Genomic DNA, 13,587 nt, shown 5'->3' on the forward strand with positions numbered 1-13,587 from the left:
CAATGGCTTGAACATAACGGCGGCGACATTGCGATGCAAATACCGACTTGTTAGTGCACTCCATGCCTGCCAAGCATTGACAATGCCCGCACGGCCTCCGTATCCTGTAAGGACTGGCCGCGAGAGAGGAAACCCTCCATGGAGATTCGGGTACTGCGCTATTTTCTGACGGTTATCGAGGAGGAAGGGTTCACCGCGGCCGCAGATATGCTACGTATGAGCCAACCTACGCTATCGCGCCAAATCCAAGCCTTGGAGGAAGAGATCGGCGCTCCCCTGTTCGTCCGCGGCACGCGCGGCCGCACGCTGGAGCTCACCGAGGAGGGACGTCTGCTGCGCCGCCGCGCCGAAGAGATCGTGGCGATCAGCGACAGGACGCTGCGCGATCTGGCGAACACCAATCAGGAACTCTCCGGCGATGTGAACATCGGCTCGGCCGAATGCGAGACCATGCGCCTGCTCGCCCGTGCCATGACCTCATTGCATGCGCGCCATCCGGGCATCCGTTTCCATATGTTCGACGGTAACGCCACTGATGTGCTGGAACGTGTCGACGCGGGGATGGATGATTTCGGCCTGGTGCTGGAACCGGCGGATATGTCTCGTTTCGATTATCTGCAACTGCCGGTGGTCGACCAGTGGGTGCTGATGATGCGACGGGAACACCCGCTTGCCTCGCGCCCCTCGATCCGCCGCGAGGATCTCAAAGGCGTTCCTCTGATCGTTCCGCGCAACGCTTTCAAACGCAATGACCTGTCCGGATGGATCGGCGGCGGAATCTCCCGCTTGAACGTCATCGGCACCACCAACGTCACGCATAATTCCCAGCTGATGGTCGCCGAGGGATTCGGATGCAAGCTGGCGCTGCGCGATTCCCTGCTGGATGCGGGCGAAACGGGAACGGGCGATCTGGTCTCCCGGCCGCTCGATCCGCCGATGGACGCGCATCTGAGTCTGGTCTGGCGCAAAGGACAACCCATGTCCCACGCCTGCCAGGCCTATCTCGACGAGGTTCGCACCCTCATCACGCGCGCATCCTGATCATTTCCGTCGACGGTCCCCACGATGACCATCGCGCACGTGAAAGATGACCGTCGCACGCAGACAGCACCAGCCTGACGGCCGATCAGACCGTCTGATGAAGGCACCCAGAATGCTCATAGGGCATGGTCGAATCAAGCGTTTGCGTATTGGCCTGCATGGCGTCGACCGGCATACAGTATCCGCAGCGGCAGGTCGCCGCCGTTCGTGGTGACGGCTTTCGAACCGTAGGATGCAACGCACTCGTGCAAGGAGATCGCATATGTCTTTCGCCGATTCAACCCGGCATGACCACACGTCGCGCGTTCCGGTGGCGGCGGCTTCGACCGCGTTCTTCTTGAGCTGCATGGACGTGCTGATCGTCAATCTCGCACTGCCGACCATCGGCGAGCAGTTGGGAGGCGGCATGTCCAGACAGCAATGGGTGGTGGACGGATACACATTGCCGTTCGCCACGCTGCTGCTGGGCACCGGCAACCTGTCCGACCGGTTGGGAGCCAAACGGGTGTTCGCGGCCGGCTCCGCGCTGTTCCTCATCAGTTCGTTGATCTGTACATTCGCGTTCACGATGCCGATGCTGATCGCGGGACGTGCGATTATGGGCGTGGGAGCGGCGGCATTGCTGCCTTCGTCGATGAGTGTGATCCGCGAGAACTATCCCGATCCGGTCGAGCAGGGGCAGGCGATGGGCTATTGGGCCTTCGGCGGCACCGTCGCCGCCGTTATGGGACCGATTCTGGGCGGCCTGTTGACGCCGATCCATTGGAGTCTGGTGTTCGCCATCAACATTCCCGCCTGTGTGCTGATTCTCGTGTTGGTTCCGAAGATGCGCCCCTCCGAACGCCGCGTGGCTCCGTTCGACCTTGCCGGACAGGTTTTGGCGATTCTCGGTTTGGGAGGTGTGGTCGCAGGTCTTATCGAAGGCGGCGAGCGCGGGTTCGGTTCGCTGCTGGTTATTGCGCTGTTGGCAATCGGCGTCATCTCGTTGGCGGCGTTCGCGGCCGTCGAATGTCACGTCAAACATCCGATGATGCCGCCGAGCACGCTGCGTTCGTACGATATGCGTGTGTCCATGGTGATTGGACTGGTGTTCATGATCGCCTGGTATGGCATGGTGTTCCTCACCACCAGTCTGTTGCAGAACGAACTGGGTCTTTCCGCGTTTGTGTCGGGATTGGCGTTCATCCCCTCGGCGTTCGCCGGCATGATCGGCAATCTGCGCTCCCCCGGCATCGCCGTGGCGCATGGAACCCGTGTGCCGGTGGTCGGAGGATTGATTGCTATGACGGCCGGTCTGACCGTTATGGCGTTGCTCGGATCGCATCTGAACGCCTGGTCGGCGGCGTTGTTGGTCGCCGTCGTGGGATGCGGCTGTTCCTTCGTCACTCCGCCGACGTCCGCGCTGGTGCTGCGCTCCGTCGCGCCGGAGCAGTCGGGCATCGCGGGTGCGATGTTCAATACGATGCGTCAGGTCGGCAGCACGCTCGGCATCGCCGTCTTCGGCACGATAGTTGCATCGATGGGTTCCTTCGCCTCGGCCATGCGCGTATGCTTCCTCGCCACGGCCGCGCTACTGCTGGTAACACTCGGCTTGTCGATTCGGTTGGAACGCAATAACCGCCAAAGACACGTAGTTGGACGGCGCAAACAGTAACCGGATGCCACGCAGTATCATGCGAAGCATGGGATTCACATGGGACGCGACACAGTATCTGAAATTCTCCGACCAGCGCACACAGCCAAGCCGCGATCTGGTGAATCGGCTGCCCGCCGATGATGGGCTGCCGCACAAGCTGCTGGATATCGGCTGCGGTCCGGGCAACAGTACGGCGCAGCTCGCCTCCCGCTATGCGAATGCCGAGACGCTGGGCATCGACTCGTCACCGGAGATGATCGAGGCCGCGCGGCGCGCGTATCCTGCCATGACGTTCGAAACACTTGATGCCGCCAATCTCGACACATTGCCCTCCAACTTCGATGTGGCGTTCTCCAACGCCTGCCTGCAGTGGGTGCCGAACCATCGCGAGGTGATCCCGGCCATGCTGCGGCGCGTGAGGCCTGGTGGTTTCGCAGCCTGTCAGTTCACGCAGACCATCAAGCAGCCCGCTCACACCATCATGCGCGAGATGGCGGCCGAAGCCCCGTTCGCGCAACACATCGGCGTTGCAGGCACCCGTCCCTACCATCATTTGGGCGGTGACCGATTCGATGTTGGTGCATATTACGATCTCATCGCGCCATTGTCTCGCCGCACGGAAGTGTGGGAGACGACCTACTGGCATGCGCTCGACGGGTACGAAGGCGTCGTCGCATGGTATCGCGGCACCGGCATGCGTCCGTATCTGGCGCAGCTGCCCACCGACGAACTGCGTCAGGAGTATGAACGAATGTTCGTCGAACGCCTCAGCAAGGTCTATCCGCTGCAGTCGGACGGCACTGTGCTCATCCCGATGCCGCGCTTCTTCTTCCTAGCCCAGCTGTAGTCCAGCGAATCGACAGGCACGGTGTCTGGTCGAGCTGGTCCGCGAACGGTACCGCGATTATCTGTTCCTTGAGGTCATGCCCACGGAGAAAGTCTGACTGTATTACGGTATGGTTGGAACGGAGGCGCATATGGAGATTCGGGAATACGACGTGGCGACGGATGAGGCTCGCAGGATTCGGACGGCGGTGTTCGTCAGAGAGAAGGAGTTCCGTCCGGAGTTCGACGAGTGGGATGAGCCGGGATGCGCCACGCATCTTCTGGCTTTCGACGGCGACCGCGCCGTGGCGACGTGTCGGTTCTTTCCGGATCCGGAGCATGCCGACCAACCGGGTCGTTGGGTGATCGCCCGGCTGGCGGTGGTCGCCGACGAACGCGGGCACGGCGTTGGAAAAACGCTGTTGTCCGAAGCGGAGCGCCGCATTCTGGCGGCCGGGGGCGTGACCGCCGCCGTGCACGCCGAAAAAGAGAACTTTCCGATGTATGAGCACTTCGGATATCAGGTCACCGACGAGCTGTTCGACGACGGCGAGCACGGATGGATGACCAAATCACTGGGCTAATCCGCTCCACCCACTCATGGCCCGACCGGACCGCTTCTACCAAACCGGCTATGCGCAGCGGCGCACCTGTTCTGCGATGTCGCGGTTGTCGTCGAGGATGCGTTCGGCGTCGGCCCTGCGCCCTTCGGCGATGGCGTTCCAATACATCGTTTTGATCGAACAGTAGGCCTGCTGGATTTTGATGCGTTCGAGCTGTTCAGCCAGCCGCAGCGCCTGGGAGTCGAGCAGTTCGACCTGCTGTTTCGCCCGTTCGCGCACGACCTGCGGGTCGACGGCATCGGTTTCACCGGACAGGACTTCGGTCGCGTTGGACAGATACTGACGCATCGCATCGAGCGACATGCCGATCGCGTTCATGCAGGAGAGGGTCTGCAGCACGTCGATGTCATGGTCGGTGTAGACACGGTGCCCGGAGCTGGGGTCGCGCGCCACCGGCGGAATGATGCCAATCTGCTCGTAATACCGCAGGGTCGATTCGCTTAATCCGCTCAGCAGCGACGCTTCGCGAATCGTGTGCCATTGCGTCCGGCCGGTTGTGGTGTCTTGCTGTGTCATACCGTTCACGCTAATGACTTCAAGTACTTGAAGTCAACCGAACATCCGCTTCCAGAAAAAACAGCGACTCTCCCCGCCACAACACACAGGGAGAGCCACCGTAATGCCCGCACATTATGCATCCCAGATGACGTCGGCGCGGGGTGCGGCGCATACGAGATGGGCGCGGCCGGCGCATCACCGGCCGCGCCCATCTGCAACGGTATCCGGTCAGGCCTTCTTCACGCCATGCATGATGTTCCATGCGGCATAGCCTGCGGCGATAACCAGCAGTACGATGCCGTAGACGAGGAACGGCGCCGAAAGAGAACCACCGGTCAGCGCACCTACCAGGCGCAGCGTGTAGGGCGCGGTGAAGGCACCGAGGTTGCAGCCGACGAGCACCACGGAGGTGCACAGCGTGTCCGAACCCTTGGGACACACTTCGGAGATCTGGTTGAAGGTGTAGGAGATCATCGTCGGGTAGGATATGCCGGCAATCATCGCGCCGACGCACAGCACTGCGAAGTTCGGGGCGAAATGGATGACGATCGCGCCGACGGCGAGCGCCGCGAGTCCGACGGTGAGCGTTTGCGCTTTGAGCGTTTTGTTGATGAGGCCGAAAACGAAGCCCATAAGCATGCCGCCGATGGTCATGACGCTCAGCAGTGTGGAGGCCTGCTGCATGGTGCCGAAGCCGGAGTCCGTCACCACGGACGACAGACGCACGGTCAGGCCGATGTACATGGTCACGGCCACGACGAGGAACACTGCGATCAGGATGATGGGCGCATTGACGCGCTGCTTCGCGGGTGCGGCGGAACCGGCTTGCGCCGTGTCGCCGTCCTGTTCCGCTTCTCCCCCGGTTTCCGTCCCGACCGGTGCTTTGGGTACGAAGAGCACGAAGAGCACGAGAATCGGTACTGTGACAAGGTACACGAGGAAGGACATGTTCCATCCGAAGGTCACCAGGAATCCGGCGATCAGCGTCATCACGGATTGTCCGAGGGATTCGAAGGCGGAGCGGAAGCCCATCAGCGTGGCCTTTTCGTCACCGGTGAAGAACGAGGCGATCATGGAGACTGCCAGCGAGTTGATCAGGCCGAAGCCGACGCCCAGTCCGATGCGCGAGGCCATGATGATCGGGAACGAGCCGGTGGCGACGAAGGGGATCACGCCGCAGACCACGGCGATGACCAGGCCAATGGTCACGGTGGCTTTGTCGCCGATGGCGCGGGCGATGAATCCGGAGAGGATGATCATGATGATCATCGAGAACGAGGGCACGGTGCTCAGCAATTCCACAGTCGACCGATCCTGGTCGGCGAACTGTTCGACCAGCGCCGGCATAACGCCGGAGATGGCGTTGGCTGAGGTGAGCAGCAGCGAGATGGACAGCAACGAGAACTTCATCAGCGGGCTGTAAGTGGTTTTGGTCATCGCAGTGGTCCTTCCTTGAGATCCATTGTGCCTTACAGCTGTTCCAGGGCGCACAGGGCCGCGCCGATGACGCCGTCGTACTTGCCGGGGATCGTATAGACGATAGGCAGGTCTTCGGCCGGATAGGGTTTGCGGGACATGCGCTTGATCTTCTCCTCCAGTCTTGCTTTGGGGAAGTCCTTCATCTGGGTGACGCCGCCGCCGATGATGATGGTGGTCGGGTCGAGCAGATTGATGACGGTGGAGAAAGTCCACGCGAGGTGTTCGAGCCACTGGTCGACGAATTCCTCGTCGCCGTATTCGCTGAAGGCGTCGTCGATCACAGCACCGGGATGATGGGCTTCGAGTTCGCGCACGAGGGCGTTGCCTGAGGCCACTGTCTCCGAGCAGCCGTCGAGTCCGCAACCGCAACGAATGCCGGTGGCCTCATAGATGTGGCCGAGTTCGCCGGCCACGCCGTGAAGGCCGACGAGGATGTTGCCGTCCACCGCCAGGGCGCAGCCGATGCCGGTGCCCACGTAGCAGCCGAAGGTGACGCCGCGCGCGCCCTGCAATCCCAGTCGCTTCGCGTCATAACGGATAATCATATTCACATCGCGGTCGATGAATACCGGCACTCCGAATCGGGAGAGGCGGTCGGGCACGTTCACGTTGTTGAGACCGGGAATGAAGGTGGTTTGAATCACGGTGGTGCGGCTCGCGTCCACTACTGAGGGGAAGCCCACGGCGATGGCCTTAAGATCATAGGTGTCGTCCAGCGTTTCGCCCAGATAGCGATCCAGATAGTCGGCGAGCTTGCCCATCGGATCGGCTCCGGAGAGCGCCTCTTGGGAGGAAACGCGGCGGCTGTCCACAAGCGCTCCAAGTTGGTCGACCAAGCCGACGCGCAGATTGGTGCCGCCGATGTCGATGCCGAGCACGACCGGTGTTTTGAGCGTGGCCGAGTTGACGGGACTGTCCGCCGTGGCGATGCTGGCGGAGGAGATGGGCGCGCCCACGTGGGATGCGGTGCCTGTGGTAGTGATGGACATGGTGATGCTCCTTTGCATAGATAAATAGGTGGGATGGAAAGAAATGAGAAGGAATGAGATGCGTCGGCTCAGTCTTCGGCGTGAAGGGTTTCGCCGGTGGTGCGCTCGTAGTTGGCGCGCATCTGCGCCCACGCCTGGTCAAGGTCGCGGTTGAGAGAGAACAGACCGGCGTTGCCGAGGATGAAGGTTTCCGCGCCGGCCGCGCGCAGTTTCGCGAAGGTTTTCTCACTGCATGAGCCATCGATCTGGATTTCATAGTTCAGACCGTGATCGGCCTTGAATGCCGCCGCCTGCTCGATTTTGGCGAGCATTTCGTCGATGAACGGCTGGCCGGCAAAGCCGATGTCGATGGTCATGATGGTCAGGATGTCGATGCGTTCCAGCAGCGGGACCACCGAATCGAAGGTGGTCAGAGGGTTGAGCACCAGGCCGGTGCCCATGCCGAGCGAACGAATGGCGTTCATGGTGCGGAAGGCATGGGTGTTGAGCGTTTCGACGTGCGGAGAGACGACGTTCACGCCGGCGTCGGCGAGCGGTTCGAGCCACATGTCGGGATCGTCGGCCATGACGTGCGCCTCGTTGCGGATGGAGCTGTTCGGCAGCACTTTCTTGAGCCATGCGGGGCTTAGCGACAGATTTGGCGCGAAATGCCCGTCCATGATGTCCAGATGGAAGGAGTCGGCATGCTGGCTTAGCGTGCTGACCTGCTCGCCGGCGATGGCGAAGTCCATGCACATCAGCGAGACTGCGAATTTGGGAGCGTTCATTGCTTGTCCTTTGACGTATACCGCGCATGCGCTCGGGCGTAAGCGGTGTGTGTTTGGTGGTTTCGTCGTTGGTACCAGCTCGGCAACTGCTGTACTGCTGTGTCGCCATGTTCCTTAAGGTGATTCTTACGATACGAGGATGATTAATGTCACTCAACGACAGATTTATGTCGTATTCTGTTATTAATCTGTTGAAAGTCATGCAGCGACGCACGGCCGGAAAAACCACGCACGCCTCCATACATCACGCCGACAACAAGGGAGCCCTCATGAACACCGCGCAATCCCCCAGTTCCCCGTCTCCGAGCTCCACGATGGCACCCACCGTCGAAGAGCCTCCCGAACTGCGCGACCTCGCCATACCCTGCCAGCGCGCACGAGCGGAACACACCGCGGGCAACAGCCTGCCCAGCCAAGTCGCGCTGCTCGTCGCCTCCCACACGGCGCAAAGCAAGGCCGCGCTCGTGCGCGAAACCGGACTACCCCGCTCCACGGTGTCCGCCTGCGTCGACACGTTGATCAGGCACGGACTGCTCACTCCCACCGGCACCATCGCTGTGGACCGAGGTCGGCCGGCGGAACGATTGGCCATCAACGAGAAGCTTGGTTTGCTGGCCCTTGCCGACGTCGGCGCCCGACACACCATGCTGGCCGTCGCCGATATGAATATGAGACTGCTGGCTTGCGAGCGCCACATCATCGACGTATCGGCATTCAGCCCCAGCGAGTTTTTGGATTGGCTTGCCGAACAGTTATGGCGCTTGGCCGGCAAAACTCGGCCCGATCTTCCGATGCGTCATGCCGTGCTGGGATTGCCTGCCAGGCTGGATATGCGCGACGGCTCCCCCATCCGCCCTCCGATCATGCCTGGATGGGATGCTTTCGATACGGTCGGATATCTGGGCGAGGCATTGGGCTGCCCGGTGATGGTGGAGAACGACACAAATCTTCGGGCGCTCGGAGACGCCGCCATCATGCCGGCCAGCGAGCAGCCGCTGATCGAAGTGAAAATCGGCACCGGCATCGGCGGTGGGATCATCGGCTCCGACGGCCGTATTTTCCATGGGTTCAACGGTGCCGCCGGCGAAGTGGGCCACACCTGTTTCGACCCGCGCATCCGCCGCCGCTGCGCCTGCGGCCAGACCGGCTGCCTTGAGGCGGTGGCGGCGGTTCCCGCGATGCTGCGCCGACTGCAGGAGCTCTCCCCCGCCGCCGAGGCACCCACCACGGTCGAACAGTTGATCGAACGGCTGCGCGACGGCAACCTCGGCGCGGAGCAGACGGTCGAGGAAGCCGGGGAGGCGATCGGCACCATGATCGCCACCTTATGCAATGTACTCAACCCGCGTCACGTCATTGTCGGCGGCATGATCGTCGAGGCCAGCGACGAGCTGCTCACGGTGATTCGCACCACCGTCTACCGCAAGGCGCGCCCGTTGACCACGCGCAACCTGACCATTGGCCGCAGCCCTCTCGGCCGGTTCAACGGTTTGGCCGGCGCGCTGGTGCTCGCCACCGACCGCGCGCTATCGGCCGAACATCTGCTTGACCGATAGTCATCTCACCGCCCAGCCGTTTCCTCTTTCTCCCTGCGTCCGCACAGGCGTCATCAATCGCGACGCGCGCCTCAGGCATCCGCGTCCGGGCGCAGCAGTCCGCCCAGTCCGTCCGATTGCAGGATGGACGTCATCTCGATGATGCGTTCGAGCGGCACCTTGCGCCCACCGGCCACCCACTGGCGGTATATTTCGACGCCGACGGTGCGCACGAAGGCGAGGACGACGGCTCTCTCGGGCTCGGGCACGCGTTCCAGCGCACCGGACTTGCGCCAGTGGTCATCGACCACTGTGTCGGTCAGACTCTGTTGGGTGCGCCGGTAGGTGGGCGCGCAGGTGATGCGCGAGTACACGGGTTTGGATTCAAGAAATTCGAAGAACACCCGCGACACCTGCGGAATGTCGCGTGGCAGCTGGAAGTCTCTGGTGGCTTCGATGTACGCGGCGCCCATCTCCGACTGGAATTCAGCCAGAAGATCGTCGAGCGTCGCATAGTAGCGGTAGAAGGTTTTCTTGTTGACGCGCGCACGCTGGCATAGTTCGGTCACCGAAATCTTCCCATAATCCATTTCACAGATCATGGCCTCGAATGCGGTATGGATGGCGTCCATTGTCTTGACGACGCGCAAATCATTGCGGTTGACCATATTCCGACTCCCTCCTTCCGCACGCCGCCCTCGTGCGACGCGGGTTCTTATGCGACTTATGCCACCATGAGGGCCGAACCGTGGCACAAGTCCCGATATCGAAGATTTTGTCCATTGCGATGCGTCCGGCTTCGTGATGATATGTCCCTCGCAAGAAATATGCAACTCAAGTGACATTACATTGGAGATATTCCCATCATGCCTATTCATTTGAAAACCAGATCCGCAGCCGACTCGAAGGCCCTGTTCGAGACGATGCCGATTCCCCGCGCCATCGCCACGTTGGCGGTGCCGATGGTCATCAGCCAGATGGTGGTGCTGGTCTACAACATGGCTGACACTTGGTTCATCGGTCAGACCGGCGACCCGGCGCAGGTGGCCGCGCTAACCGTCACCTATCCGGTGTTCATGCTGCTCAACGCCGTGTCCAATCTGTTCGCCGTGGGCGGCGGCAGCCTGGTGTCGCGCCAGCTTGGTCAGGGTGATCTCGAACGCGCTGGACGCACCGCCACCGCCACGGTATGGATGGCCGCCGGCAGCGCCGTATGTTTTGCCCTGATTATGGCCGTGATCGGCCGGCCGATGCTGGGCCTACTGGGCGCGCACGGCGAGGTTGCCCGCTTCGCGTGGCATTATTTGGTGTTCGCCTGCATGGTCGGCGCGCCGTTCACGATTCTCAATCTGGTGGTGGCGGCCATCGTGCGCGCCGAGGGCAAGGCCGCGATCGCCAGCGTCGGCATGTGCTTGGGCGTGGCGGTCAACATGGTGCTGGCACCACTGCTGATTTTCGTCGCCGACCTTCAGGTCGCCGGCGCGGCGCTGGCCACGGCCCTGTCGAATGCGACCGGCCTGGCGTTTCTGTTGGCGTATGTGGTGCGGCATCGCGCCGACAGCATGGTGCGCATGAGCCTGCTGCCCAAGCCTATTCCGCGCGCCGACGTGCGAGCCATAGTCACTGTGGGACTGCCCGCCGCGATGGTGATCATCCTGTCGTCGGTGTCCAACAGCGCGATGGTGCGATTCCTGTCGGCACAGCCCACCGAGGTGCTCTCGGGCATGGGTGTGATGCAACGGCTGGAGACCATTCCCTTCCAGCTCATCATGGGCATTTCGGACGGTGTGATTCCGCTGGTGGCCTATACGTTCGCCTCCGGCGACCATCGGCGCATGCGTGCGGCCATCCGTACCACGCTGGCCCTTGGTTTCGTCGCCTCCATTGCCTGCCTGCTGGTCTATCAGCTGTTCGCCGGCGGTCTGGTGAGTCTGTTCATCGACGAGCCGACCGTTGTGGATTACGGCGCACGGTTCCTGCGGTTGAGATCGCTGGCATTGCCGTCCATCGTTATCGAATTCATGCTGATCGCCGTGTTTCAGGCGACAGGTTCGGCGAAACAAGCCATGGTGCTTTCGCTGTTGCGCAAAGGCACCGTCGATCTGCCTCTGATGGCGCTGGCGAACTGGATTTGGCCGCTGTACGGTCTGATGCTTGTGCAGCCCTTCATGGAAACCGTCGGGGCGATCACCGCTGCGGCGCTCTACCGAGCCATCGGCAAGACGCAACCCAGCGCCTCATCAAAGACAACCCGCCGCCGCACGCTGCTGACACGCGCCTCGTAGCGCCCACAATCAATCCCCTTACCCGACATATCGCGAGCTCATAGCAAAGCGGCTCTCCCGCCTGATGGCAGACGGGAGAGCCGCTATCGCATGTCCGGACTACAGCGCGAGGCGAACTTCCTCGGCGATCGTCTCAGGGTCGAGATGATAGCGACGGAACAGTTCGTCGGTGGGAACGCAGTCGTTGAACTCCTTGTCCGCACCGTAGTTGAGCACCGTCATGGTCTTGTCGGTGGCGAAATGCGCCGCGACCTCACGTCCGAAGCCGCCGGTGAGCATGCCGTCCTCCAAGGTGACGACCACCGTATGCTCGTCGCGCAGCGCGTCCAGCGCGTTCGCGTCGACGGCGGAGAACATGCGCGGGTCGATCAGCGTCGCGTCCACGTCGAGCTTGTCCTTGAGTTCGGCACGCACCCGCACGCCGAGCTGCAGGAAGTCGCCCAGCGCGAGAATCGCGACCTTCGAACCGCGCGCGATGGTGCGGTACGACAGATCCTTCTCATCGAACGAGTCCGCTCCCGCTTCGGCGATCGGTCCGCCCAAAGCGGCGGCCAGATCGGCCTCGGAATACAGCGAGCCGGGCTGGGCGATGAGCACCGGACGATTCGCACGGTCGATGGACCAGTCAAGCATGGCAAGGTATTCCTCGAGCGTGGCCGGTGCCAGGCCCGTCAGTCCGGGGATGGTGTTGGCCATGGCGATGCCGTACATGCCGGCATGCGTGTTGTCGGCCGGCGCGATGGAGCCCATGCTCATCATGATGATGGTCGCCGGATTGCCCTGCAGAGCGAGGTCCTGCTGCAGCTGGTCGTAGGCGCGCTGCATGAAGGTGGAGTACATTTCCACGACCGGTTTGCCGCCCGCCTTGCCGATGCCGGAGGCGAAGGCGATCGCATGCTGTTCGGCGATGCCCACGTCGACGAACTGGCGGCCCACGCGCTCGCGGAAGTCGCGCGGGAAGCCGGATCCGGCGGTGGCGGCGGTGATGGCGACCACCGTGGGATCGGCCTTCATCTTGCTTTCCAGGAAGTCCACGGTCACGGAGTCGACGTCTTCGACGGGGCCCGCCTCCTCCATCTGCTTCAGCGCGGCTTCGGGCAGACGCCAGTGGCCGGCTTCCTTGTTCTCCTCAGCCCATGCTGATCCGCGGCCCTTGTCGGTGTGGATGTGCACAACGACGGGGTGGTCGATGTCGCGCACCTGCTCGAAGGCTTCGACGAGCGCGGCGGTGTCGTTGCCGTCGGCCACATACAGGTAGTCGAGGCCGAAGTCGCGGAACATGTTGCGTTCCGAAGCGCCGTTCGTGGCGCGCAGTTCGGCGAGCCCCTCGTACATGCCGCCCTGGTTTTCGGCGATGGACCATTCGTTGTCGTTGAGCACGATGATGAGGTTCGTGTCCATCGCGCCGGCGTTGTCGAGGCCTTCGAGCGCCTCACCTTCGGAGAGCGAGCCGTCGCCGATGAAGGCGATGACGTTCTCGCCTCGGCCGTTCAGGTCACGGCCTTTGGCGAGGCCCACGGCCATGGAGATGGAGGTGCCGGTGTGGCCAACGACGAAATGGTCGTGTTCGCTTTCGCTCGGATGCGTGTAGCCGGTCACGTCGTGATAATGGGCCGGGTCGAGGAAGGCCTCTTTGCGTCCGGTGAGGATCTTATGCGGGTAGGACTGGTGGGAGACGTCCCACACGATTTTGTCGTTCGGGGAATCGAACACGTAGTGCAGGGCGATGGTCGCCTCGACCACGCCGAGGTTGGGTCCGAAGTGGCCGCCTGCCGCGGTGACCTTGGTGAGAACCGCTTGGCGGATCTCGTCGGCCAGTTCGGGCAGTTGGGCGCGGTCGAGCTTCTTCAGGTCGGCGGGCCCGTTGATGGAGTTCAAATGGTTCGTCACGGTCGTGTCCTTTCGATAT

Annotated in this window: 12 protein-coding genes; 6 read left to right on the plus strand and 6 right to left on the minus strand. The window is 62.1% G+C overall.

What is annotated here, in order from left to right; all coding sequences use genetic code 11:
* Positions 1–138 precede the first annotated feature (138 nt).
* The 4 genes from AC1AV0_RS05530 (at position 139) to AC1AV0_RS05545 (ending at position 4,086) form a co-directional block, all read left to right on the plus strand.
* Positions 139–1,041 (plus strand): LysR family transcriptional regulator, encoded by a 903-nt coding sequence (locus tag AC1AV0_RS05530; RefSeq protein ID WP_476571909.1) that lies wholly within the window; start codon positions 139–141, stop codon positions 1,039–1,041.
* 262 nt (positions 1,042–1,303) lie between these two features.
* Complete coding sequence (locus AC1AV0_RS05535) at positions 1,304–2,695, plus strand: MFS transporter (RefSeq protein ID WP_476571911.1); 1,392 nt, start codon at positions 1,304–1,306, stop codon at positions 2,693–2,695.
* 28 nt (positions 2,696–2,723) lie between these two features.
* A complete protein-coding gene (locus AC1AV0_RS05540) occupies positions 2,724–3,524 on the plus strand; it encodes a methyltransferase domain-containing protein (RefSeq protein ID WP_476571913.1) in 801 nt (266 codons plus the stop codon).
* A gap of 130 nt (positions 3,525–3,654) precedes the next feature.
* Positions 3,655–4,086 carry a GNAT family N-acetyltransferase gene (locus AC1AV0_RS05545; RefSeq protein WP_476571915.1) on the plus strand — a complete coding sequence of 144 codons (432 nt, stop codon included), beginning with the start codon at positions 3,655–3,657 and terminating at the stop codon, positions 4,084–4,086.
* 48 nt (positions 4,087–4,134) lie between these two features.
* On the opposite strand, the gene AC1AV0_RS05550 is transcribed toward AC1AV0_RS05545, so the two are convergent.
* From AC1AV0_RS05550 to alsE, 4 genes are all read right to left on the minus strand, one after another.
* Positions 4,135–4,641, minus strand: a complete 507-nt coding sequence (locus AC1AV0_RS05550; RefSeq protein ID WP_476571918.1) for a MerR family transcriptional regulator — start codon at positions 4,639–4,641, stop codon at positions 4,135–4,137.
* A 210-nt stretch (positions 4,642–4,851) separates the two neighbouring features.
* Positions 4,852–6,060, minus strand: a complete 1,209-nt coding sequence (locus AC1AV0_RS05555) for an MFS transporter (protein WP_476571920.1) — start codon at positions 6,058–6,060, stop codon at positions 4,852–4,854.
* Between the two features lie 32 nt (positions 6,061–6,092).
* Complete coding sequence (alsK, locus tag AC1AV0_RS05560) at positions 6,093–7,091, minus strand: allose kinase (RefSeq protein ID WP_476571922.1); 999 nt, start codon at positions 7,089–7,091, stop codon at positions 6,093–6,095.
* Positions 7,092–7,159: 68 nt separating this feature from the next.
* Positions 7,160–7,858 carry a D-allulose 6-phosphate 3-epimerase gene (gene alsE / locus AC1AV0_RS05565; RefSeq protein WP_476571924.1) on the minus strand — a complete coding sequence of 233 codons (699 nt, stop codon included), beginning with the start codon at positions 7,856–7,858 and terminating at the stop codon, positions 7,160–7,162.
* Between the two features lie 269 nt (positions 7,859–8,127).
* On the opposite strand from alsE, the gene AC1AV0_RS05570 reads away from it, so the two are divergent.
* Positions 8,128–9,414, plus strand: coding sequence for an ROK family transcriptional regulator (locus AC1AV0_RS05570; RefSeq protein ID WP_476571926.1), 1,287 nt, complete (start codon positions 8,128–8,130; stop codon positions 9,412–9,414).
* Positions 9,415–9,485: 71 nt separating this feature from the next.
* Here the strand turns inward: AC1AV0_RS05570 and AC1AV0_RS05575 are convergent, their stop codons facing one another.
* Entirely contained in the window at positions 9,486–10,061 is a 576-nt protein-coding gene (locus AC1AV0_RS05575) for a TetR/AcrR family transcriptional regulator (protein WP_476571929.1), read from the minus strand.
* Between the two features lie 198 nt (positions 10,062–10,259).
* Here AC1AV0_RS05575 and AC1AV0_RS05580 point away from each other — a divergent pair, with 198 nt between their 5' ends.
* Positions 10,260–11,678 carry an MATE family efflux transporter gene (locus tag AC1AV0_RS05580; RefSeq protein WP_476571931.1) on the plus strand — a complete coding sequence of 473 codons (1,419 nt, stop codon included), beginning with the start codon at positions 10,260–10,262 and terminating at the stop codon, positions 11,676–11,678.
* Between the two features lie 99 nt (positions 11,679–11,777).
* Here AC1AV0_RS05580 and AC1AV0_RS05585 read toward each other — a convergent pair whose 3' ends face one another.
* Positions 11,778–13,568 (minus strand): 1-deoxy-D-xylulose-5-phosphate synthase, encoded by a 1,791-nt coding sequence (locus AC1AV0_RS05585; protein ID WP_476571933.1) that lies wholly within the window; start codon positions 13,566–13,568, stop codon positions 11,778–11,780.
* Positions 13,569–13,587 lie beyond the last annotated feature (19 nt).

The organism is Bifidobacterium sp. LH_558 (assembly GCF_056356295.1).

What these genes read in the sequence shown, in the direction of transcription:
- AC1AV0_RS05530 (WP_476571909.1), top strand. Translation starts at nt 139, where the DNA reads ATGGAGATTCGGGTACTGCGCTATTTTCTGACGGTTATCGAGGAGGAA.
- AC1AV0_RS05535 (WP_476571911.1), top strand. Translation starts at nt 1,304, where the DNA reads ATGTCTTTCGCCGATTCAACCCGGCATGACCACACGTCGCGCGTTCCG.
- AC1AV0_RS05540 (WP_476571913.1), top strand. Translation starts at nt 2,724, where the DNA reads ATGGGATTCACATGGGACGCGACACAGTATCTGAAATTCTCCGACCAG.
- AC1AV0_RS05545 (WP_476571915.1), top strand. Translation starts at nt 3,655, where the DNA reads ATGGAGATTCGGGAATACGACGTGGCGACGGATGAGGCTCGCAGGATT.
- AC1AV0_RS05550 (WP_476571918.1), bottom strand. Translation starts at nt 4,641, where the DNA reads ATGACACAGCAAGACACCACAACCGGCCGGACGCAATGGCACACGATT.
- AC1AV0_RS05555 (WP_476571920.1), bottom strand. Translation starts at nt 6,060, where the DNA reads ATGACCAAAACCACTTACAGCCCGCTGATGAAGTTCTCGTTGCTGTCC.
- alsK (WP_476571922.1), bottom strand. Translation starts at nt 7,091, where the DNA reads ATGTCCATCACTACCACAGGCACCGCATCCCACGTGGGCGCGCCCATC.
- alsE (WP_476571924.1), bottom strand. Translation starts at nt 7,858, where the DNA reads ATGAACGCTCCCAAATTCGCAGTCTCGCTGATGTGCATGGACTTCGCC.
- AC1AV0_RS05570 (WP_476571926.1), top strand. Translation starts at nt 8,128, where the DNA reads ATGAACACCGCGCAATCCCCCAGTTCCCCGTCTCCGAGCTCCACGATG.
- AC1AV0_RS05575 (WP_476571929.1), bottom strand. Translation starts at nt 10,061, where the DNA reads ATGGTCAACCGCAATGATTTGCGCGTCGTCAAGACAATGGACGCCATC.
- AC1AV0_RS05580 (WP_476571931.1), top strand. Translation starts at nt 10,260, where the DNA reads ATGCCTATTCATTTGAAAACCAGATCCGCAGCCGACTCGAAGGCCCTG.